A 23,386-nucleotide genomic window follows, 5' to 3' on the forward strand; every position below is an offset into this window, starting at 1 on the left:
GGTACGGGGAACGTCTCCACGCGCCGCGCCCTGAACGGGATCACGGCCTCCACGCGCAAGCCCACTGACCCCGGCCGGCGAAAACGACGGGGGCGCCCCTCCTCACCGGGTGAGAAGGGGCGCCCCCGCGCGCGGCGGCCGGACGGGCCGTGTCAGCCCGTCCGGACACCCCTCAGAGCCACTTCGCGGACAGCCCCTGCAGCAGGCCCGCGATCCGGATCCGGGCCGCGCTCGACGGGTCGAGCCCGAGGATCGAGTCGTCGAGCTTGTTGAGCTCTTCGAGCACGAGGATGGCTGCCGCGGCGTCGTCGGGCAGCATCTCCTCCCGCAGGTGACGGGCCAGCGCCACCGCCGTCGGGTGCTCGAACACCAGCTGGCTGGGCAGGCTGAGCTGGGTCTCCTGGGCCAGCTGGTTGCGCAGCCGCACCGCCGCCACCGAGTCGAAGCCCATCTCCAGCAGGCCCCGCTCCGGGTCGACGAGCGTGCCGTCGGTGTGGCCGAGGACCAGCGCGATCTGGTCGCGGACCAGCTCCAGCAGGAGCTCCTCCTGCTCCTCCTCAGAGCAGGCGGCCAGCCGCTGCACCAGGGACACGGCGGCCTCCTGGGGTTCCGGCTCGGCGGCCCGGCGGATCTGCGCGGGCCGCTGCGGCCCGGCCGCGACGGCGTCACCCGACGGCGTCGCCCCGCCCAGCTCCTCCTCGGACGCCGGGCGCAGCTCCAGCGAGGCCACCGACAGCACCGGCGCACCCGTGCCGTCGGCCGCCCGCAGCGCGACCGTGCCGGGGCCCGCGGGCGACAGGGCGACCCGCAGCCGGGAGGCGCCGACCGCGTGGAGGCCGATGCCCGTCCAGACGGACGGCAGGTGCACCGCCGCCGCGTCGCCGGTGAAACCGCCCAGGATCCCCGGGCTCAGCGCCGCGTCGAGCAGGGCCGGGTGAACGGCCCAGCGCCCGGCGTCGGCGACCGTCGTCGCCGGTGCCGCGGCCGACAGCGCGATGTCGAGGAAGACCTCGTCACCGCGGCGCCACGCCGGGACGTGCGACTCCTCCAGCGGCACGGCCCCGGCGGGCGGCCAGGCCTCCAGGCGCTCCGGTTCCGCGGGCGCGCCCTCGCACAGCACGGCCGTGGCGTGCCGCACCCAGTCCCCGTCGTGCCGGTCCCGGCCGTACACGGTCGCCCGGCGCCGGCCCGACTCGTCCGCCCCGTCGACGGACACCTGCACCTGGACCCCGCCCTTCTCCGGCAGGACCAGCGGCTCGTGCGCCGTCAGCTCCTCCACGACGTGGCAGCCGAACTGGAGCCCGGCCTGGAGGACGAGCTCCACGAAGCCGGTCGCCGGGAACGGCCCCGGCCCGCCGTCGGCCCGGCCGGCCGGCCAGGAACCCGCGTCCGCGGCGAGGACTCCGGTGAGGAGCCCCCCGCCGGAACCGGGCAGCGGCACCAGCGCCCCGACCAGCGGATGGTCCAGCGAGCCCAGGCCGAAGTCCGCCGCCTCACCGGCCGTGCGCGACGGCTCCAGCCAGAAGCGGGTGCGCTGGAAGCCGTAGGTCGGCAGCTCCAGCCGCCGGGCGCCGGGGAAGACCGACGCCCAGTCCAGCGGCACCCCCCGCACGTGCAGTTGCGCGAGGGCCGTGGTGACCGTGACCGTCTCGGACCGGTCGGCGCGCAGGGCCGGCACGAACGCGGCCTCGGGGCCGCCGGCGCCCGCCTGGGCCAGCGCGGTCAGCGTGCCGTCGGGCCCGAGCTCCAGGAACGTGGCGGTGCCCAGCTCCCGCAGGCGGGCCAGCCCGTCCGAGAAGCGCACGGCCTCACGGACGTGGCGCACCCAGTAGTCGGGCGTGCACAGTTCCCGGCCCGCCACCGTGCCGGACACGTTCGACACCACCGGGATCCGCGGGGCGTGGAAGGCGACGGTCGCCACGACCCCGGCGAACTCCTCCAGCATGCCGTCCATCCGCGGCGAGTGGAACGCGTGGCTGACCCGCAGCCGCCGCGTCTTCGCCCCCCGCCCGGCCAGGACGTCCGCGACCGCCTGGACGGCGTCCTCGTCACCGGAGAGCACCACCGACTGCGGCCCGTTCACGGCGGCGACCGCCACCCGGTCGGTCAGCAGCGGCTCGACGTCCTCCTCGGACGCGCCCACCGCCACCATCGCCCCGCCCGCGGGCAGGGCCTGCATCAGCCGGCCGCGCGCCGCGACGATCTTCGCCGCGTCCGGCAGCGACCACACGCCGGCCACGTACGCGGCGGCCAGCTCACCGATCGAATGTCCCAGCAGGTAATCGGCCTTCACCCCCCACGAGGACACCAGACGGAACAGCGACACCTCCAGAGCGAACAACGCCGCCTGGGTGGAGGCCGTCTCGTCCAGGACGCCCGTGCCGTCGGTCACCACCTCGGCCAGCGGACGCTCAAGGTACGGGTCCAGCGCGGCGCAGACCTCGTCCCAGGCCCGTGCGAAGACGGGGTACGCGGCGTACAGCTCACGGCCCATCCCCACCCGCTGGGAACCCTGTCCGGTGAACAGCACGCCCAGCCGGCCGGGTGCCGAGGAGTCCACGACCACGCCCGGGGCGGGTTCGCCGGCGGCCAGCGCCGCCAGCCCCCGCAGCAGTTCCTCCCGGCCGGACCCGACCACGGCTGCCCGGTGCGAGAGCACCGCGCGCGTGGTCGCCAGCGACCAGCCGACGTCGGAGGGCCGCAGGGCGGCGCCCTCCTCCCGCTCCAGGAAGGACCGCAGCCGCTCGGCCTGGGCCCGCAGGCCGCGTTCTCCCTGGCCGGAGAGCACCCACGGCACCACCGCCGGCCCGGACTCCTCCGGTCCGGTCGCGGGCGCGGCCTCGGTGACCTCCGGTGCCTGCTCCAGGATCACGTGCGCGTTGGTGCCGCTCACGCCGAACGACGACACACCGGCCCGGCGGGCGCGGCCGGCCTCCGGCCACGCCGTCTGCCCGGTCAGCAGCTCCACCGCACCGGCCGACCAGTCCACGAACGACGACGGCGCGTCCACGTGCAGCGTCTGCGGCAGCACGCCGTGCCGCATCGCCATGACCATCTTGATGACGCCGGCGACACCGGCGGCGGCCTGCGTGTGACCGAGGTTGGACTTCACCGAGCCGAGCAGCAGGGGCCGCTCACGGTCCTGCCCGTACGTGGCCAGGATCGCCTGCGCCTCGATCGGGTCACCCAGCTTCGTCCCGGTCCCGTGCGCCTCGACCGCGTCGACGTCCGACGCCGCCAGCCCCGCGTCCGCGAGGGCGGCCCGGATCACCCGCTGCTGGGACGGCCCGTTGGGGGCGGTCAGACCGTTCGACGCACCGTCCTGGTTGACCGCCGACCCGCGCACCACGGCCAGCACCTGGTGACCGTTGCGCTCGGCGTCCGACAGCCGCTCCACGAGCAGCATGCCGACGCCCTCACTCCACCCGGTGCCGTCCGCCGCGTCGGCGAACGCCTTGCACCGGCCGTCGGCGGCCAGCCCCCGCTGCCGGGAGAACTCGACGAACACGCCGGGCGTCGCCATCACGGTGACACCGCCCGCCAGCGCCAGCGAGCACTCGCCCGACCGCAGCGCCTGCACCGCCAGGTGCAGCGCCACCAGCGACGACGAACACGCCGTGTCCACCGTCACCGCCGGCCCCTCCAGCCCGAACGAGTACGAGAGCCGGCCCGAGAGCACACTGCCCGCGCCCCCGGTCAGGAAGTACCCCTCGGAACCCTCCATGGCCGCCTGGTCCGCGCCCATGCCGTACCCCAGCGAAGCACCGCCGACGAACACACCCGTACGGCTGCCCTTCACCGACGTGGCCGGGATGCCGGCCCGCTCGAACGCCTCCCAGGCCACCTCCAGCAGCAGCCGCTGCTGCGGGTCCATCGCCAGCGCCTCACGGGGCGAGATCCCGAAGAAGTCCGCGTCGAACTCGTCCGCGTCGTACACGAAGCCACCGGCCCGGACGTACGACGTGCCCGATTCGTCGGCGTCGTCGCTGAACAACCCGTCCAGGTCCCAGCCGCGGTCCGCCGGCAGGTCCGACACCGCGTCCCGCCCCGCGCCGAGCAGCTCCCACAGCTCCTCCGGCGAGGCGACCCCACCCGGGTAGCGGCAGCTCATGCCGACGATGACGATCGGATCGTCGTCACCCGCCGCGGTGGTCGCGGGCACGCCCGCGTCCACGACGGCCAACTCGCTGCCCGCGCCCACCAGTTCCGTACGGAGATGACCGGCCAGCACCAGCGGCGTCGGGTAGTCGAAGATCGTCGTGGCGGGCAGACGCACGCCCGTCGCGGCTCCCAGCCTGTTGCGCAGCTCGACGGCGATCAGCGAATCGAAGCCGATCTCCTGGAACGTGCGCCCGGCGTCGACCGCGGCCGGCGAGCTGTGCCCGAGCACCGTCGCGACCTGCGCACGCACCAGGTCCAGCACGAACTGCTCCTGCTCGGCCGCCGGCATGCCGGCCAGCCGCCGCCGCAGCGACGACTCGTCCTCGACCCCGCCCGCCGTGGCGCGGCGCAGCGGCGTACGGACCAGACCACGGAAGAGCTCCGGAAGCACACCGGCGTCGGCCTGCTCCTGCAAGGCCGCCGTGTCCAACGGCGTGGCCAGCACGACCGGGTCCGCCGCCGTCCGCGCGACGTCCAGCAGCCGCAGCCCCTGCTCCGTCGACAGCGGCTCCGCACCGGACCGGGCCATCCGCTCCAGGTCCTGCTCCGAAAGGTGAGCGCTCATGCCGCTGCGCCCGGCCCACAGGCCCCACGCCACCGACACACCGGGCAGGCCCACGGCCCTGCGGTGCGCCACCAGCGCGTCCAGGTAGCTGTTCGCCGCGGCGAAGGCCCCCTGCCCGGGGCTGCCCAACACCCCCGCAGAAGAGGAGAACACCACGAACTCGGCCAGGTCACGGTCCCGCGTCAGCTCGTGCAGATGCCAGGCGCCCTCGACCTTCGGCCGCAGCACCTCACGCACCCGCTCCGCCGTCAGCGACTCGATCACCGCGTCGTCGAGCACACCGGCGGTGTGGACGACCATCCGCAGATCCGGCAGCGAGCCGAGCAGCCCCGCCACCGCCTCCCGGTCGGCGACGTCACAGGCCACCACCCGGACCGACGCGCCGAGGTCCCGCAACGCCCCCGCCAACTCGCCGGCACCAGGAGCCTCCTCGCCGCGCCGCCCGGCCAGGACCACGTCCCGGACACCGTGCCGCTCGACCAGGTCCCGGGCCACCAGACCGCCCAACGCCCCCGTGCCACCGGTGATCAGCACCGTGTCCCGCTCCCGCAGCGACGCGGGCGCGGACACCCCCTGACGGCCCGTGACGGCCAGCTGGGGAGCCAGGGCACGGCCCCGCCGCAGCGCGAGGTGCGCCCGGCCGGAGACCAGCGCGGCGGGCAGCGCCGCCAGCGAGTCCGGATGCCCGTCGTGATCGACCAGCGCGAACCGGTCGGGATGCTCGTTCTGCGCACTCCGCAGCAGACCCCACACGGCGGCACCGCCCAGGTCGGCCACGTCCTCACCGGGAACGGCCGGGACCGCCCCACGGGTGAGCACGACCAGACGCGACCGGGCGCAACGCCCGTCGGACAGCCACCGCTGCACCGCCTCCAGCACCCGGCACACCACCTCCGGCACCGGATCACCGTCCGAGGCGCACGGCAGCACGACGACCTCAGGCACCGAAACGTCGTCCGCACCGATGTCACTGAACTCGGCGACCGGCGTGTCCGTGTCGTCCGGCACCGACACCTCGGCCCAGTCCACGCGGAACAACGCGTCCCGCGCCACCCCACGCGTGTCCTCGATCCGATCGCCGGACAGCGGGCGCAGCGCCAGCGACGCCACCGACAGCACCGGAGCGCCCGTCACGTCGGCCACCTCGACCGACACGGCGTCCGGTGTCGCCTCCGTACCGGCCGGCGCCAACGCGACCCTGACGGCCGACGCGCCCACCGCGTGCAGCGACACACCCGACCAGCCGGACGGCACGTGCGCCCGGCCCGCGTCGGACAGGAACCCGCCCAGAGCCGCCCCGTGCAGGGCCGCGTCGAGCAGAGCGGGATGCGCGCCGCACAGCGCCGCGTCGGCGTGCGCGTCCGGATCCAGCGTCACTTCGGCGAACACCTCGTCGCCCCGGACCCAGGCCGCGCGCAGCCCCTGGAAGACGGGGCCGTATCCGAGGCCGCGCTCATCCAGCGCCGCGTACGTCTGCGAGACGTCGAGCCGTCGCGCGCCCTCCGGCGGCCAGACCGCCCACCGGTCCGCCGCCGGACGGGCGCCGTCGGCGACCGCCAGCGTGCCCGACGCGTGGAGCATCCACTCTCCGGCACGGCAGGAGTGGACGGTCACCGGGCGGCGCCGCCGCTCGTCCTCGGCCCCCACGGCGACCTGGATCTGGACACCGTCGTGATCCGGGATCACGAGCGGGTCGTGCATCGTCAGGTCGTGGAGCGCCGTGAGCCCGAACCGTCCGCCCGCCTGCAGGGCGAGCTCGACGAATCCGGCGCCGGGGAACACCACCGTGCCGAGCACGGTGTGGTCGGCCAGCCACGGCTGCCCGGCCAGGGACAGCGCACCGGTCAGCACGCTGCCGCCGGACTCGGGCAGGACGAGGACGGCACCCAGGAGCGGGTGCTCGACACCGCCGAGCCCCAGACCGGCCGCCTCGGCCACGGGCCGTGCCGGGGAGAGCCAGTAGCGCTCGCGCTGGAAGGCGTAGGTCGGCAACTCGACCTGCCGGGCACCGCTGCCGGCGAACACCTGCTGCCAGTCCACCTCGACGCCCCGGGCGTGCACACCGCCCAGCGACGCGAAGAAGCGGTCGAGCCCGCCGTGATCACGGCGGAGGGTGCCGGTGGCCACCACGGTGACGTCCTTGGTGTCGGCGGTGTCCTGGATGCCGATGGTGAGGACGGGGTGGGGGCTGGTTTCGACGAAGACGGTGTGGCCGAGGTCGAGGAGTTTCTCGACGGTGGGCTGGAAGGCGACGGTCTCGCGGAGGTTGCGGTACCAGTAGGCGGCGTCGAGGTGCGCCGTGTCGGTGAGTTCACCGGTGACGGTCGAGTAGAAGGGGACCTGGCCGGTCCGGGGTGCGATGGGTGCGAGTGCTTCGGCCAGCTCCGCTTCGATTTGTTCGACGTGGGGGGAGTGGGAGGCGTAGTCGACGGGGATGCGCTTGGCCTGCGGGAACTCCACGAGCAGCGCGTCCAGTACGTCGTTGTCTCCCGAGACGACGGTTGAGGCGGGGCCGTTGACGGCGGCGATGGACAGGCCGTCGCGGCCGTGGAGCTGGTCGGCGGGCAGGGGCACGGAGACCATGCCGCCCTGCCCGGACAGGGCCAGCAGGGCCTTGCTGCGGAGGGCGACGATCCGGGCGCCGTCCTCCAGGGACAGACCACCGGCGACACATGCGGCCGCGATCTCACCTTGTGAATGGCCGATGACAGCGGCGGGGGTGACGCCGTACGAGTGCCACAGCTCCGCCAGCGACACCATCACGGCCCACAGCACGGGCTGTACGACATCCACCCGGCGCAGCGCCTCTTCGTCGTCCAGGACGTCGAAGAGCGACCAGTCGACAAAAGCGCTCAGCGCGGCAGCACACTCCCGCATCCGCTCAGCGAACACCGGAGCCGTGTCGATCAACTCCAGCGCCATCCCGGTCCACTGCGAACCCTGACCCGGGAAGACGAACACTGTCTTGCGGCCGGTCTCGGCGGGTGCAGTGCCGGCCTCGACCGTGACCAGGCCGCGCAGCAGCTCCTCCCGGTCCGCGCCGACGATCACCGCGCGGTGCGGGAGCAGTGCCCGTGTCGAGGCCAGTGACCAGCCCACGTCCACCGGGTCCAGGTCGGGGTCGCCCTCGACGAACGCCTTCAGACGCTCGACCTGCGCCAGCAGGCTGTTCTCGTCGGCACCGGACAGCACCCACGGCACGACCGGCAGCCCGGCCCGGTCCGTCACCGGCTCCGGCACGGCGGTCGGCTGCTCCAGTACGACGTGGGCGTTGGTGCCGCTCACGCCGAACGAGGAGACACCTGCGCGGCGCGGCCCGTTCGTCTCCGGCCAGTCCGTCTGCTCGGTGAGCAGCTCGACGGAGCCGGCGGCCCAGTCGACGTGCGGCGTGGGCTCGTCCACGTGGAGGGTCTGCGGCAGTACGCCGTGGCGCATGGCCATGACCATTTTGATGACGCCGGCGACGCCGGCGGCGGCTTGGGTGTGGCCGATGTTGGACTTGATCGAGCCGAGCAGCAGGGGCTGTTCGCGGTCCTGCCCGTACGTCGCCAGCAGCGCCTGTGCTTCGATGGGGTCACCCAGCGTCGTGCCCGTGCCGTGCGCCTCCACGGCGTCGACATCGGCGGCCGTCAGACCGGCGTTCCGCAGTGCGGCACGGATGACGCGTTGCTGGGAGGGTCCGTTGGGGGCGGTGAGGCCGTTGGAGGCGCCGTCCTGGTTGACGGCGGAGCCGCGGACCACGGCGAGGACGCGGTGGCCGTTGCGTTCGGCGTCGGAGAGGCGTTCGACGAGGAGCATGCCGACGCCTTCGGAGAATCCGGTGCCGTCGGCGGCTCCGGCGAACGCCTTGCAGCGGCCGTCGACCGCGAGCCCGCGCTGACGCGAGAACTCGACGAAGAGCCCCGGCGTCGCCATGACCGTCACACCGCCGGCCAGCGCCAGCGAGCACTCGCCCGTCCGCAGGGCCTGCACCGCGAGGTGCAGGGCGACCAGCGACGACGAGCACGCCGTGTCCACCGTCAGCGCCGGGCCCTCCAGGCCCAGCGCGTAGGCGACGCGGCCGGACATGACCGAGGCGGAGTTGCCCGTACCGACGTGTCCGCCCAGTTCCTGCGACTGGTCGCCGCTGAACAGGTTGACGTAGTCCTGGCCGTTCGTACCGGCGAAGACGCCCGTCGCGCTGCCGCGCAGGGACTCGGGGTCGATGCCCGCGTGTTCGAAGGCCTCCCAGGACGCCTCCAGCAGCAGTCGCTGCTGCGGGTCCATCGCCATCGCCTCACGCGGCGAGATTCCGAAGAATCCCGCGTCGAACTCGGTGGCGTGGTCGAGGAAGCCGCCCACGCGGGTGTAGGAGGTGCCCTGGTGGCCCGGGTCGTCGTTGTAGAGCGAAGCGAGGTCCCAGCCGCGGTCGGCGGGGAACTCCGCCATCGCGTCCCCGCCGTCGGCGAGGAAGCGCCACAGGCTCTCGGGGGAGTCGACGCCGCCGGGGAAGCGGCAGCTCATGCCGACGATCATGATGGGGTCGTCGTCCACGACCGAGGCCGCGGGCTCGACGCGCACGGGCTCCGCCACCGAACCCAGCAGCTCGGACCGGATGTGGCGGCCCAGCGCGACCGGAGTCGGGTAGTCGAACACCGTGGTCGCCGGCAGGCGGAGCCCGGTCGCGGCGCCGAGCCGGTTGCGGAACTCGACGGCCATCACCGAGTCGAAGCCCAGCTCCATGAACGCGCGGTCGGTCGGGACGGCCTCCGGCGTGGAGTGACCGAGCACCACCGCCATGTGCCGGCGGACGAGGTCGAGGAGGATCTCTTCCTGCTCCGCCTTGTCCAGGCCCGCCAGACGGTCGCCCAGCGCGGACGGAGTGCCCGCCCCCGCGTCGTCGGCGCGCGCGCCGGCCCCCGTGTCGACCAGCTGTCGGACTTCGGGGAGGTCGGTGAGGAGGGGGCTGGGGCGGGTGGCGGTGAAGGCGACGTAGTGGCGTTCCCAGTCGATGTCGGCGACGGTGACGACGGGGTCGCCTTGTTCGATGGCGGTGCGCAGGGAGGCGACGGCGAGGTCGGGGTCGAGTGCGGGGACGCCGTGTCGGCGTGCGACCTCACCGGCCTCGGTCTCGCCCATGCCGCCGCCGGCCCACAGGCCCCACGCGACCGACGTCGCGGGCAGCCCCTCAGCCCGGCGGCATTCCGCCAGCGCGTCCACGAACGCGTTGCCCGGGGCGTAGTTGCCCTGACCCGGCGTGCCGGCCGTCCCCGCCATGGAGGAGAACAGCACGAAGGCGGAAAGGTCCATGTCGCGGGTGAGTTCGTGCAGGTTCACCGCGCCGTCGGCCTTGACCCGCAGCACCCGGTGCAACTGCTCCGTGGTGAGCGAGTCGACCGTGCCGTCGTCCAGCAAGGCGGCCGTGTGCACGACGGCCGTCAGCGGACCCACCTCGTCGATGAGGGTGGCGAGTTGGTCGCGGTCGGCGACGTCGCAGACGGCGACGGTCACCTTCGCGCCTGCTGCTTCGAGCTGTGCGACGAGTTCCGGTGCGCCGGGTGCGGCGATGCCCCGGCGGCTGGTGAGGACGAGGTGTTCGGCGCCCTGCTCCACGAGCCAGCGCGCGACGTGGCCGCCCAGGGCGCCCGTGCCGCCGGTGACGAGCACGGTCCCGTCAGGCTGCCAGGAGGGGGCGTCGGGGTTGAGTGCGGGAGCGTGGACGAGCCTGCGCCCGTACGCCCCTCCCGCCCGGATCGCCACCTGGTCCTCGTCGACCACACCGGACAGCACCTGGGCCAGGCAGTCCAGAGCCCGCGGGCTGACGCTCTCGGGAAGGTCGATCAAGCCACCCCAGTGCAGGGGCTGTTCCAGGGCGATGACCCGGCCGAGCCCCCACACCAGCGCCTGCGGCATCCCGCTGATGACGTCGTGGAGACCGGTCGACATCGCCTGCCGGGTCAGCGTCCACAGCGGCGCCCCGACTCCGGCATCACCCATGGCCTGCGAGAGCAGCACCGTCCACGCGAAGCCGACGGGCACGGACGGGTACACGGAGTGCGGGCGCTGGTCGAGGGCGACCAGGGACACCACACCGCTGACCGCGGTCGCGTCCGTCAGCTGCTCGGCGAGTGCGGCGCGGTCCAGCTCGCGCTCGCCCAGGACGAGCAGGCGCGGCTCGGCGCCGTGCGCGGACAGCGCCTCGGCGACACCCGCGACCCACACGTGCTCCACGTCGGCCTCGGAGACGACGATCAGCCACTCACCCGACAGCGTCGCCGGCTGGTTCCCGGTCAGCGGCTTCCACTCGGCGCGGTAGCGCAGCGACTCCAGCGCGGACCGCTCGTGCCGCTGGCGACGCCAGGCCGACAGCGCCGGCAGCAGGTCGCCCAGCTGCTCGCCGTCGAGCCCGAGAGTCGTCGCGAGGGACTCGACGTCCTCCCGCTCGACCGCCGCCCAGAACTCACCGTCGGCTTCCGCCACCGGCGCGACGGCCGTGGCGGTCCGCTCGATCCAGAAACGCTCCCGCTGGAACGGATACGTCGGCAGGTCGACGCGGCGCGCACCCGTTCCGGCGAAGACGGCCTGCCAGTCCACCGCCACGCCGAAGGCCGAGATCTCGGCCAGCGAGGCGAGGAACCGCCGGGCGTCGCCTTCGCCGCGACGCAGGGAGCCGGTCGCGAGGACGGCGATGCCGGCTGCCTCGGCGGTGTCCTGGACCCCTGCCGCCAGCACCGGGTGGGCGCTCGCCTCGACGAACGCGGTGTAGCCGAGGGCGAGCAGGTGCTCGACGGTGGGTTGGAAGGCGACGGTGTGGCGGAGGTTGCGGTACCAGTAGGCGGCGTCGAGGTGGGCTGTGTCGGTGAGTTCACCGGTGACGGTCGAGTAGAAGGGGATGTCACCGGTGCGGGGCGCGATGGGTGCGAGTGCTTCGGCCAGTTCGGTTTCGATCTGTTCGACGTGGGGGGAGTGGGAGGCGTAGTCGACGGGGATGCGCTTGGCCTGCGGGAACTCCACGAGCAGCGCGTCCAGTACGTCGTTGTCTCCCGAGACGACGGTTGAGGCGGGGCCGTTGACGGCGGCGATGGACAGGCCGTCGCGGCCGTGGAGCTGGTCGGCGGGCAGGGGTACGGAGACCATGCCGCCCTGCCCGGACAGTGCGAGCAGGGCCTTGCTGCGCAGGGCGACGATCCGGGCGCCGTCCTCCAGCGAGAGACCGCCGGCGACACACGCGGCCGCGATCTCACCTTGCGAATGGCCGATGACAGCGGCGGGGGTGACGCCGTACGAGCGCCACAGCTCCGCCAGCGACACCATCACGGCCCACAGCACCGGCTGTACGACGTCGACGCGCCGCAGTGCGTCTTCGTCGTCGAGGACGTCGAAGAGGGACCAGTCGACAAAGGCGCTCAGCGCGGCAGCACACTCCCGCATCCGCTCAGCGAACACCGGAGCGGTGTCGATCAACTCCAGCGCCATCCCGGTCCACTGCGAACCCTGACCCGGGAAGACGAACACGGCACCGGAAGGCGACCCTGCGACGCCGGTCACCACACCCTGGGCCGGTTCGCCGTTCGCCACGGCGTCCAGGCCGCGCAGCAGCTCGTCGCGGTCCGCGCCGACGATCACCGCGCGGTGCGCCAGCATCGAACGCGTCGACGCCAGCGACCACGCCACATCCACCGGATGCGGATCCGCCGTGGTCAGGAAGGACCGCAGGTTCACGGCCTGGGCGCGCAGCCCCGCCTCGTCCTGGGCCGACAGCACCCACGGAACGGCCGGGAGCTCGGCACGGGCCTCGTCGGGCTCGGTCACCACCGGTGCTTGTTCGAGGATGACGTGGGCGTTGGTGCCGCTCACGCCGAACGACGAGACACCGGCGCGGCGGGGCGCGCCCGTCTCGGGCCACTCCGTCTGCTCGCTGAGCAGCTCGACGGAACCGGCGGCCCAGTCGACGTGCGGCGTGGGCTCGTCGACGTGCAGGGTCTGCGGGAGTACGCCGTGGCGCATGGCCATGACCATCTTGATGACGCCGGCGACGCCGGCGGCTGCCTGGGTGTGGCCGATGTTGGACTTGATCGAGCCGAGCAGCAGGGGCTGTTCGCGGTCCTGCCCGTAGGTGGCCAGCAGTGCCTGCGCCTCGATCGGGTCACCGAGGGTGGTGCCCGTGCCGTGCGCCTCGACCGCGTCCACGTCCTGCGGCGTCAGCCGGGCGCTGGCCAGGGCCTGCCGGATGACACGTTGCTGCGACGGGCCGTTGGGGGCGGTGAGGCCGTTGGAGGCGCCGTCCTGGTTGACGGCGGAGCCGCGCACCACGGCCAGGACCTGGTGGCCGTTGCGCTCGGCGTCCGACAGCCGCTCCACGAGGAGCATGCCGACGCCCTCGCCCCAGCCCGTGCCGTCCGCGGCGGCCGCGAACGCCTTGCAGCGCCCGTCCGTGGCGAGCGCGCCCTGCCGGGAGAACTCCGCGAACGCCGTCGGGGTGGCCATCACCGTCGCACCGCCGGCCAGCGCCAGCGTGCATTCGCCCGTACGCAGCGCCTGCACGGCCAGGTGCAGGGCCACGAGCGAGGACGAGCAGGCGGTGTCCACCGTGATCGCCGGGCCTTCGAGCCCGAAGGTGTAGGACACGCGGCCGGACACCACGCTCGCCGCGCTGCCCGTGGCCAGGTGGCCGTCCGCCCGCTGGGGGGCGTTGCCGACGAGGGCGCCGTAGTCCTGGCCGTTGGTGCCGACGAACACGCCGGTGCGGGTGCCCTTGACGGAGTCCGCGGAGATGCCCGCGCGTTCGAAGACCTCCCAGGCCGTCTCCAGCAGCAGGCGCTGCTGGGGGTCCATGGCGATGGCCTCGCGCGGCGAGATGCCGAAGAAGCCGGGGTCGAATTCGGCGGCCTCGTAGAGGAAGCCGCCCGCACGCACCGACACGCCGTCGGCCCCGTCGGTCACGTTCCAGCCGCGGTCCGAGGGGAAGGCCGCCATGGCGTCCGTCCCCGAGGCCAGCAGGCGCCACAGCTCTTCCGGCGAGTCGACGCCGCCGGGGAAGCGGCAGCTCATGCCGACGATCACGATCGGGTCGTCGTCCGCCGCGGCCGGCGCTCCGGCCGTCAGGGCGGCCGCACCGGCCACCGGCTGCGTTCCGAGGATCTCGTCCAGGAGGTGACCGGCGAGGAGTTCGGGCGTCGGGTAGTCGAACACGACGGATGCGGGCGTGCGGACGCCGGTGGCGGCGGTGAGGCGGTTGCGCAGTTCGACGGCGGTGAGCGAGTCGAAGCCGACCGACTGGAACGTGCGCGAGGTGTCGACCGCGGCCGGAGTGGCGTGCCCGAGCACCGCGGCCACCTGGCCCCGTACCAGTGCGAGGACCGTCCGCTCCTGCTCGACCCGGGGCAGGCCGTGCAGACGGCTGGAGAAGGCGCCGGTCGCGCCGTCCGCCGCCCGGAGGTGCTCCCCGCCGAGCAGCCCGGCGAGGAGGGGACTGGGCCGGGCGGCGGTGAAGCGGGAGCCGAACGTCTCCCAGTCGACGTCCGCGACCAGCACCATGGTCTCGTCGTCACCCAGCACGCGCTGCAGGGCGGTGAGCGCCAGGCCGGGCGCCATGGCACCCGCGTGGCCCGCGCCCATGCCCGACTCGGCCCAGGCGCCCCAGGCCACGGAGGTGGCGGTGCGGCCTTGGGTGCGGCGTTGGTGGGCGAGGCCGTCGAGGTAGGCGTTGGCGGCGGCGTAGCCGGCCTGTCCGGCGTTGCCGAGTGTGGCCGACGCGGAGGAGAAGAGGACGAAGGCGTCGAGGTCGTGGTCGCGGGTGAGTTCGTCGAGGTGGCGGGCGCCGTCGGCCTTGACGCGGATGACCTCGCGGACGCGCTCCGGCGTCAGCGACTCCAGCACCCCGTCGTCGAGCACGCCCGCGGCGTGGACGACGGTCTTGAGGTCGGGGAAGGTGGCCAGGAGTGCGGCGAGGGCGTCCCGGTCGGTGACGTCGCAGGCGGCGACGGTGACGTCGGCGCCGAGGGCTTCCAGTTCGGCGACGAGGTCCTGGGCGCCGGGGGCTTCGAGGCCCCGGCGACTGGTGAGGACGATGCGTTCGACGCCGGTGCCGGCCAGCCAGCGGGCGACGTGACCGCCCAGCGCACCCGTACCTCCGGTCACCAGCGCGGTACCCCGGCCGCGCCACACGGCGGGCTCGTGCCCGGCCGGCGCCACGCGGCTGAGACGGCAGCCCCAGACACCCGAGGGGCGGACAGCCAACTGGTCTTCAGTGGTGGTGCCGCCGAGTACGGCGCACAGTGTCGCCGCGGTCTGCTCGTCGAGTTCGGTGGGGAGGTCGATCAGGCCGCCCCAGCGGTCGGGGTGCTCCAGCGCGATCACGCGGCCGAGGCCCCAGAGGGTCGTCTGGTCGGGGTCCACCGTGTCGTCGTCGGTGACGGCGACGGCGCCGCGGGTGACGCACCACAGGGGTGCGTCGATGGCGGCGGTGCCGAGGGTCTGCACCAGGGAGACCGTCTCGGCGGCGGGCAGGAGGGAGACGACACCTGTCACGGTGCCGGTGTCGCCGTTGATTTCCGTGGCCGTGGTGACGGTGTGGACGTCGGCTCCGGCGGCCGTCAGCGCGGCGGCGACGTCGTCGCCGGCGTCTCCGACGACCCACCAGGTGCCCCGCAGGCCCGGCTGCGCGGGCAGACCGGCGACGGGCGTCCAACTCGGGTGGTACCGCCAGGAATCCACCAGCGACTGTTCCTGGCGGGCACGCCGCCAGGACGACAGGGCAGGGAGCACGTCACCGAACGGCTGGTCGGCGTCGACGCCCAGCGCCTCCACGTCCCCGCGCTCGACGGCGTCCCAGAACGCGGCGTCGACGGCACTGGTGGTGGCTTCGGTGTCGGCGGCCGGCTCCAGCCAGAAGCGTTCCTGCTGGAAGGCGTAGGTGGGGAGTTCCACGCGGGGGTGGGTGCCGGGGAAGACGGCGGTCCAGTCGACGTCGAGGCCGCGGACGTGGAGGTTGCCGAGGGCGGTGGTGACGGCGGTGGCTTCGGGGCGGTTGGGGCGGAGGGCGGCGATGCCGTCGCCGTCGGCCAGCGAGGTCAGTGAGCCGTCGGGGCCCAGTTCCAGGAACGTGCCGACGCCCAGCTCACGCAGGGAGGCGAGCCCGTCGGCGAAGCGGACGGTTTCGCGGACGTGCCGGACCCAGTAGTGCGGGGTGCGCATCTCCTCGTCGGCGAGGGTGCCGGTGAGGTTGGAGACGACGGGCAGGGTGGGTGCGTGGAAGGTGACGTCGTCGAGGACGGTGGCGAAGTCGTCCAGCATGGCGTCCATGCGGGGGGAGTGGAAGGCATGGCTCACCCGCAGACGCCGGGTCTTGACTCCCTGAGCAGACAGCGTCTCCATGACACGCTCGACGGCTGCCGCGTCGCCCGAGATCACCACGGAGCCGGCGCTGTTGACGGCGGCGATGGCGATGTCGTCCGTCAGGAGGGGGAGGACGTCGCTTTCGGGGGCGGCGATGGAGGCCATGGCTCCGCCGGTGGGCAGGGCCTGCATGAGGCGGCCGCGGGCGGTGACGATCTTCGCTGCGTCGTCCAGTGACCACACGCCGGCCACGTACGCGGCGGCGAGTTCGCCGATGGAGTGGCCGAGGAGGTAGTCGGGCTTGACGCCCCAGGAGGAGACGAGGTGGAACAGCGCGACTTCGAGGGCGAAGAGTCCGGTCTGGGTGTAGAGGGTCTCGCCGAGGAGTTCGGCGTCCTCGCCCCACACGACGTCGGTCAGGGGCCGGTCGAGGTGACGGTTCAGCTGGGTGCAGACTTCGTCCCAGGCCGCGGCGAAGGCGGGGTACGCGTCGTAGAGCTCGCGTCCCATGCCGAGCCGCTGTGAGCCCTGCCCGGTGAAGAGCACGCCCAGCGCACCTGTCACCGGGACGCCGGCGGTCAGGTTCTCAAGTCCGGTGAGGAGTTCGTCGCGGTTGGTGCCGACGACCACCGCGCGGTGTGACAGTGCGGCACGGGTCGACACCAGCGACCAGCCGACGTCCGCAGGGTCCAGCTCGGGATCGGCCTGGACGAAGGTCTTCAGACGGTCGGCCTGCGCCCGCAGTGCCGCCTCGCCCTCGCCCGACAGCACCCACGGAACGGCCGGGAGTTCGGCCCGGTCCGCCACGGGCTCGGCCACCTCGGAGGGCTGCTCCAGGATCACGTGGGCGTTGGTGCCGCTGACGCCGAACGAGGAGACACCGGCGCGGCGCGGAGCGCCCGTCTCCGGCCACTCCGTCCGCTCGGTCAGCAGCTCGACGGAACCGGCGGTCCAGTCGACGTGCGGCGACGGCTCGTCGACGTGCAAGGTCTGCGGGAGCACGCCGTGCTGCATCGCCATGACCATCTTGATGACGCCGGCGACGCCGGCGGCGGCCTGCGTGTGGCCGATGTTGGACTTGATCGAGCCGAGCAGCAGGGGCTGTTCGCGGTCCTGCCCGTACGTCGCCAGCAGCGCCTGCGCCTCGATCGGGTCGCCCAGCGTGGTGCCCGTGCCGTGGGCCTCGACCGCGTCGACGTCGGCGGTCCCGAGCCCGGCGTTCGCCAGCGCGGCACGGATGACGCGCTGCTGGGACGGACCGTTGGGGGCGGTCAGGCCGTTGGAGGCGCCGTCCTGGTTGACGGCCGAACCCCGCACCACTGCCAGCACCTTGTGCCCGTTGCGCACGGCGTCCGACAGCCGCTCGACGAGCAGCATGCCGACGCCCTCGGCCCAGCCCGTACCGTCCGCCGCGGCAGCGAAGGACTTGCAGCGACCGTCCGCCGCGAGCCCGCGCTGCCGCGAGAACTCCACGAAGGCAGTCGGTGTGGCCATGATCGTGACGCCGCCGGCGAGGGCCAGCGTGCACTCCCCGGACCGCAGCGCCTGCACCGCCAGGTGCAGGGCGACCAGCGACGACGAACACGCCGTGTCCACCGTCACCGCCGGCCCCTCCAGGCCGAACGTGTAGGACACCCGCCCGGAGATCACACTGCTCGAACTGCCGGTCAGGAAGTAGCCCTCGGACGCCGACGCGGCGCCGTAGCCCTGCGAGGACGCACCCACGAACACGCCGGTCCGGCTGCCCCGTACGTCGGCGGCCGGGATGCCCGCCCGCTCGAAGGCCTCCCAGGTGGTGTGCAGCAGCAGGCGCTGCTGCGGGTCCATCGCCAGGGCCTCGCGCGGCGAGATGCCGAAGAACGCGGGGTCGAAGTCACCCGCGCCGTGGACGAAGCCGCCCACCCGCGTGTACGACGTGCCCGGCCGGCCGGGAGCGGGGTCGTAGAGGCCGTTCAGGTCCCAGCCGCGGTCGGTCGGGAACGGCGAGACGGCGTCGCCGTCGGTGTCGACCAGGCGCCACAGGTCCTCGGGCGAGTCGACGCCGCCGGGGAAGCGGCAGCTCATGCCGACGATGACGATCGGGTCGTCGTCCGCCGGGGCCGTCGCCGACGTGGCCGGCACGATCTCCTGGGCCGCGCCCAGCACCTCGCTGACCAGATAGGCGGCCAGGGCCAGCGGCGTCGGATAGTCGAAGATCACCGTGGCGGGCGGGCGGATGCCGGTGGCGGTGGTCAGCCGGTTGCGCAGCTCCACCGCGGTGAGCGAGTCGAAGCCGATCTCCTGGAACGTCCGCGCGGCGTCGACCGCCTCGGGACCGGGGTGTCCCAGGACCGCCGCCGCGGCGGTGCGCACCAGCTCCACGGCCGCACGGGTCCGCTCGGCCTCGGACAGAGCGCGCAGACGCAGCGCGAACGCGCCGGTCGGCGCGGCCGGCTCCGTCACGTCCGCCAGCAGCTCGCTCAACAGGGGGCTCGGACGCAGGGCCGTGAAGCGCGGCCCGAAGCGGGCCCAGTCCACGTCCGCGACCACGACGGCCGTCTCGTCGCCCAGCAGCGCCTGCCGCAGGGCGGAGACCGCCAGTCCGGGCGCCATCGCGAGAACGCCGTGCCCGGCCAGGAGATCCGCGCCCTGGGCGGCCATTCCCTCGCCGTCCCACACGCCCCAGGCCACGGAGGTGGCGGCCAGGCCGTCGGCCCGCCGCCGGTGCGCCAGGCCGTCGAGGAAGGCGTTGGCCGCGGCGTACGCGGACTGGTTGCCGCTGCCCCACACGCCCGCGATCGACGAGAACAGGACGAACGCGTCCAGGTCCACGTCCCGCGTCAGCTCGTCGAGGTGCGTCGCGCCGGCGACCTTGGCGCGGGTGCCGGACTCGAACGCGTCGGCGGACAGGTCGTCCACCGCGCCCCAGCTCGGCACGCCCGCGGCGTGGACGACCACCCGCAGGTCCGGGATCGTCCCGAGCAGCGCCGCCACGGCGTCCCGGTCGGCCACGTCACATGCCTCGACCCGCGCCCGGGCGCCCAGCGCCTCGAGTTCGGCGACCAACTCGGCCGCGCCCGGGGCGTCCGCGCCGCGGCGGCCGGTGAGCACGATGTGCTCGGCGCCGCTGCCGGCCAGCCAGCGGGCGACGTGACCGCCCAGCGCACCTGTACCTCCGGTGACCAGGGCGGTGCCGCCCGTGCGCCAGACTCCCGGCGCGTTCCCCTCCGTGGCGGCACGCCGCAGGCGGCCGGCCCACACCCGGGTGCCACGGACGGCGAGCTGGTCTTCAGTGGTGGTGCCGCCGAGTACGGCGCACAGTGTCGCCGCGGTCTGCTCGTCGAGTTCGGTGGGGAGGTCGATCAGGCCGCCCCAGCGGTCGGGGTGCTCCAGCGCGATCACGCGGCCGAGGCCCCAGAGGGTCGTCTGGTCGGGGTCCACCGTGTCGTCGTCGGTGACGGCGACGGCGCCGCGGGTGACGCACCACAGGGGTGCGTCGATGGCGGCGGTGCCGAGGGTCTGCACCAGGGAGACCGTCTCGGCGGCGGGCAGGAGGGAGACGACACCTGTCACGGTGCCGGTGTCGCCGTTGATTTCCGTGGCCGTGGTGACGGTGTGGACGTCGGCTCCGGCGGCCGTCAGCGCGGCGGCGACGTCGTCGCCGGCGTCTCCGACGACCCACCAGGTGCCCCGCAGGCCTGGCTGCGTGGGCAGACCGGCGACAGGCGTCCAGCCGTACCGGTACCGCCAGGCGTCGACGACCGACTGGTCGCGCCAGGCCCGCCGCCACGACGACAGCGCGGGCAGCACCTCGCTGAGCGGCTGAGCGGCGTCGACGCCCAGCGCCTCCACGTCCCCGCGCTCGACGGCGTCCCAGAACGCGGCGTCGACGGCACTGGTGGCGGCTTCGGCGTCGGCGCCCGACTCCAGCCAGAAGCGTTCCCGCTGGAAGGCGTAGGTGGGAAGTTCGACGCGGGGGTGGGTGCCGGGGAAGACGGCGGTCCAGTCGACGTCGAGGCCGCGGACGTGGAGGTTGCCGAGGGCTGTGGTGACGGCGGTGGCTTCGGGACGGCCCGGCCGCAGCGCCGGAACCCCGTCGCCGTCGGCCAGCGAGGTCAGTGAGCCGTCGGGGCCCAGTTCCAGGAACGTGCCGACGCCCAGCTCACGCAGGGAGGCGAGCCCGTCGGCGAAGCGGACGGTTTCGCGGACGTGGCGGACCCAGTAGTGCGGGGTGCGCATCTCCTCGTCGGCGAGGGTGCCGGTGAGGTTGGAGACGACGGGCAGGGTGGGTGCGTGGAAGGTGACGTCGTCCAGGACGGTGGCGAAGTCGTCCAGCATGGCGTCCATGCGGGGGGAGTGGAAGGCATGGCTCACCCGCAGACGCCGTGCCTTCACCCCCTGGCCGGACAGCGTGTCCACGATCGCCTGCACGGCGTCCTCGTCACCGGACAGCACGACCGACTCGGGGCCGTTGACGGCGGCGATGGCGACGTCGTCCGTCAGGAGGGGGAGGACGTCGTTTTCGGGGGCGGCGATGGAGGCCATGGCTCCGCCGGTGGGCAGGGCCTGCATGAGGCGGCCGCGGGCGGTGACCACGCGGGCGGCGTCCTCAAGCGACCACACGCCGGCTACGTACGCGGCGGCGAGTTCGCCGATGGAGTGGCCGAGGAGGTAGTCGGGCTTGACGCCCCAGGAGGAGACGAGGTGGAAGAGGGAGACTTCGAGGGCGAAGAGTCCGGTCTGGGTGTAGAGGGTCTCGCCGAGGAGTTCGGCGTCGTCGCCCCACACGACGTCGGTCAGGGGCCGGTCGAGGTGACGGTTCAGCTCCGCACACACGTCGTCCCAGGCCGCGGCGAAGGCGGGGTACGCGTCGTAGAGCTCGCGTCCCATGCCCAGCCGCTGCGAGCCCTGCCCCGTGAACAGCACGCCCAGCCCACCGGCAACCGGAACCCCGGCTGCCAAGGCGTCGAGCCCGGCGAGGAGTTCGTCGCGGTCCGTACCGACGACCACCGCGCGGTGCGAGAGCGCGGTGCGCGTCGACACCAGCGACCAGCCGACGTCCGCAGGGTCCAGCTCGGGATCGGCCTGGACGAAGGACTTCAGACGGTCGGCCTGCGCCCGCAGCGCCGCCTCGCCCTCGCCCGACAGCACCCACGGAACGGCCGGCAGCGCGACCCGCTCCGCCACGGACCCGCCCTCGGGCCCGTCCGCAGCCGCCACCTGCTCCAGCACGACGTGGGCGTTGGTGCCGCTCACGCCGAACGCGGACACGCCCGCCCGCCGCGGCCTGTCGGCCCCGGGCCACTCCGTCCGCTTCGTCAGCAGCTCCACCGCGCCGGCGGTCCAGTCGACGTGCGGCGACGGCTCGTCGACATGCAAGGTCTGCGGGAGCACGCCGTGCTGCATCGCCATGACCATCTTGATGACGCCGGCGACACCGGCGGCTGCCTGCGTGTGGCCGATGTTGGACTTGATCGAGCCGAGCAGCAGGGGCTGTTCGCGGTCCTGCCCGTAGGTGGCCAGCAGCGCCTGCGCCTCGATGGGGTCACCGAGGGTCGTGCCGGTGCCGTGGGCCTCCACCGCGTCCACGTCCGCAGCAGCCAGGCCCGCGTTCGCCAGCGCGGCACGGATCACCCGCTGCTGCGAAGGCCCGTTGGGGGCGGTCAGGCCGTTCGACGCGCCGTCCTGGTTGACGGCCGAACCCCGCACCACTGCCAGCACCTTGTGCCCGTTGCGCACGGCGTCCGACAGCCGTTCCACGAGCAGCATGCCGACGCCTTCACCCCAGCCCGTGCCGTCCGCACCGGCGGCGAAGGACTTGCAACGGCCGTCCGCCGCGAGCCCGCGCTGCCGCGAGAACTGGACGAACGTGCCCGGCGTCGCCATGACCGTGACACCGCCGGCGAGCGCCAGCGAGCATTCGCCGTTGCGCAGCGCCTGCACCGCCAGGTGCAGGGCGACCAGCGACGACGAACACGCCGTGTCCACCGTCACCGCCGGCCCCTCAAGGCCGAACGTGTAGGAGACGCGGCCCGAGGCGACGCTCGCCGCGCTGCCGATGCCGACGTACCCCTCCAACTCGTCCGGCACGGACGGCAGCCGCGAGACGTAGTCGGAGTACATCAGGCCGGCGAACACGCCGGTCCGGCTGCCCCGTACGTCGGCGGCCCGGATGCCCGCCCGCTCGAACACCTCCCACGAGGCCTCCAGCAGCAGCCGCTGCTGCGGGTCCATCGCCAGGGCCTCACGCGGGGATATGCCGAACAGGCCAGGGTCGAAGTCGGCGACGTCATGGACGAACGCGCCCTCGCGGGCGTACGAGCGGCCTGCGCGGTCGGGATCCGGGTCGTACACCCCGTCCAGGTCCCAGCCGCGGTCGGCGGGGAACCCGCCCACCGCGTCCACCGACGAGTCGGCGAGCCGCCACAGGTCCTCCGGCGAGGCCACCCCGCCGGGGAAACGACAGCTCATCCCGATGATCGCGATCGGTTCCCGGCTCTTCGCCTCGACATCGCTGAGGCGTTGCCGGGTCTGGCGCAGATCGGTGGTGAGCTTCTTCAGGTACGCGAGAACCTTCTCGTCGTTCGACATCTGTTCGCCATTCCCCTCGATGACTACTGGTCGGACGTTCGTGCCGGTCATGACCCATCGAGTTCCTGGTCGATGATGCCGAACATGTCTTCCAAAGAGGCCGATTCCAAGTCCTGCCCGGCCCCCTCGTCCTGGGCAGGTCGCTGCATGTCGGTCCACATCGCAACGATGGATTCCATCCGCGGCGACAGCCTCTCACGCAGGGTGGCGTCCTCGGCCATGGCGGAGATCACAGAAGCGATCTTGTCCAGCTCCCGGAGCCGGACCTCCACCGGATCGGCGGCCTCGGGTGCGACCTGCGCCAACAGGTGCGCACCCAGCGCGGCGGGCGTCGGATAGTCGAAGATCGCCGTCGCCGCCAGCCGCACGCCGGTGGCGGCGGTGAGGCGGTTGCGCAGGTCGACCGCCGTCAGCGAGTCGAAGCCGATCTCCTGGAACGTGCGTGCCGCGTCGACCGACCGCGCGTCCGCGTGCCGGAGCACCGACGCGACCTGACCCCGCACCAGGTCCACCACCAACTGGCCCTGCTCCCCGGCCGACAGCTCGGCCAGGCGGCGCCGCAGGCCCGCCCCGCCGTCACCCGTGCCGGCCACCCGGCGGACCGGCGCCGCCGGCACCAGACCGCGCAGGACGGGCGGCACGGCGCCGGCCGCCGCCAGCGCCCGGACGTCCAACGGGCTGGCGACCGGCGCGGCGTCGGCACCGCGGCACGCGGCGTCGAACAGCTCAAGGCCCTGCTCGACGGACAGCGGCATCGCGCCCTTGCCCCTCATC

General features: G+C 73.7%; 2 protein-coding genes. Both read right to left on the bottom strand.

Annotated elements, in window-relative coordinates:
- Window positions 1-172: 172 nt before the first annotated feature.
- On the bottom strand, window positions 173-22,663 hold the full coding sequence (locus CYQ11_RS30460; RefSeq protein ID WP_424154030.1) for a type I polyketide synthase: 22,491 nt from the start codon (window positions 22,661-22,663) through the stop codon (window positions 173-175).
- Window positions 22,660-23,385, bottom strand: coding sequence for a phosphopantetheine-binding protein (locus tag CYQ11_RS30975; RefSeq protein ID WP_099202858.1), 726 nt, complete (start codon window positions 23,383-23,385; stop codon window positions 22,660-22,662). Before CYQ11_RS30975 ends, CYQ11_RS30460 begins: the two co-directional genes overlap by 4 nt.
- Between the last annotated feature and the right edge of the window lies 1 nt (window position 23,386).

The organism is Streptomyces cinnamoneus (genome assembly GCF_002939475.1).
Lineage (GTDB): Bacteria > Actinomycetota > Actinomycetes > Streptomycetales > Streptomycetaceae > Streptomyces > Streptomyces cinnamoneus_A.

Coding starts and splice junctions, on each gene's coding strand:
- CYQ11_RS30460 (WP_424154030.1), bottom strand. CDS start 22,663: ATGACCGGCACGAACGTCCGACCAGTAGTCATCGAGGGGAATGGCGAA.
- CYQ11_RS30975 (WP_099202858.1), bottom strand. CDS start 23,385: ATGAGGGGCAAGGGCGCGATGCCGCTGTCCGTCGAGCAGGGCCTTGAG.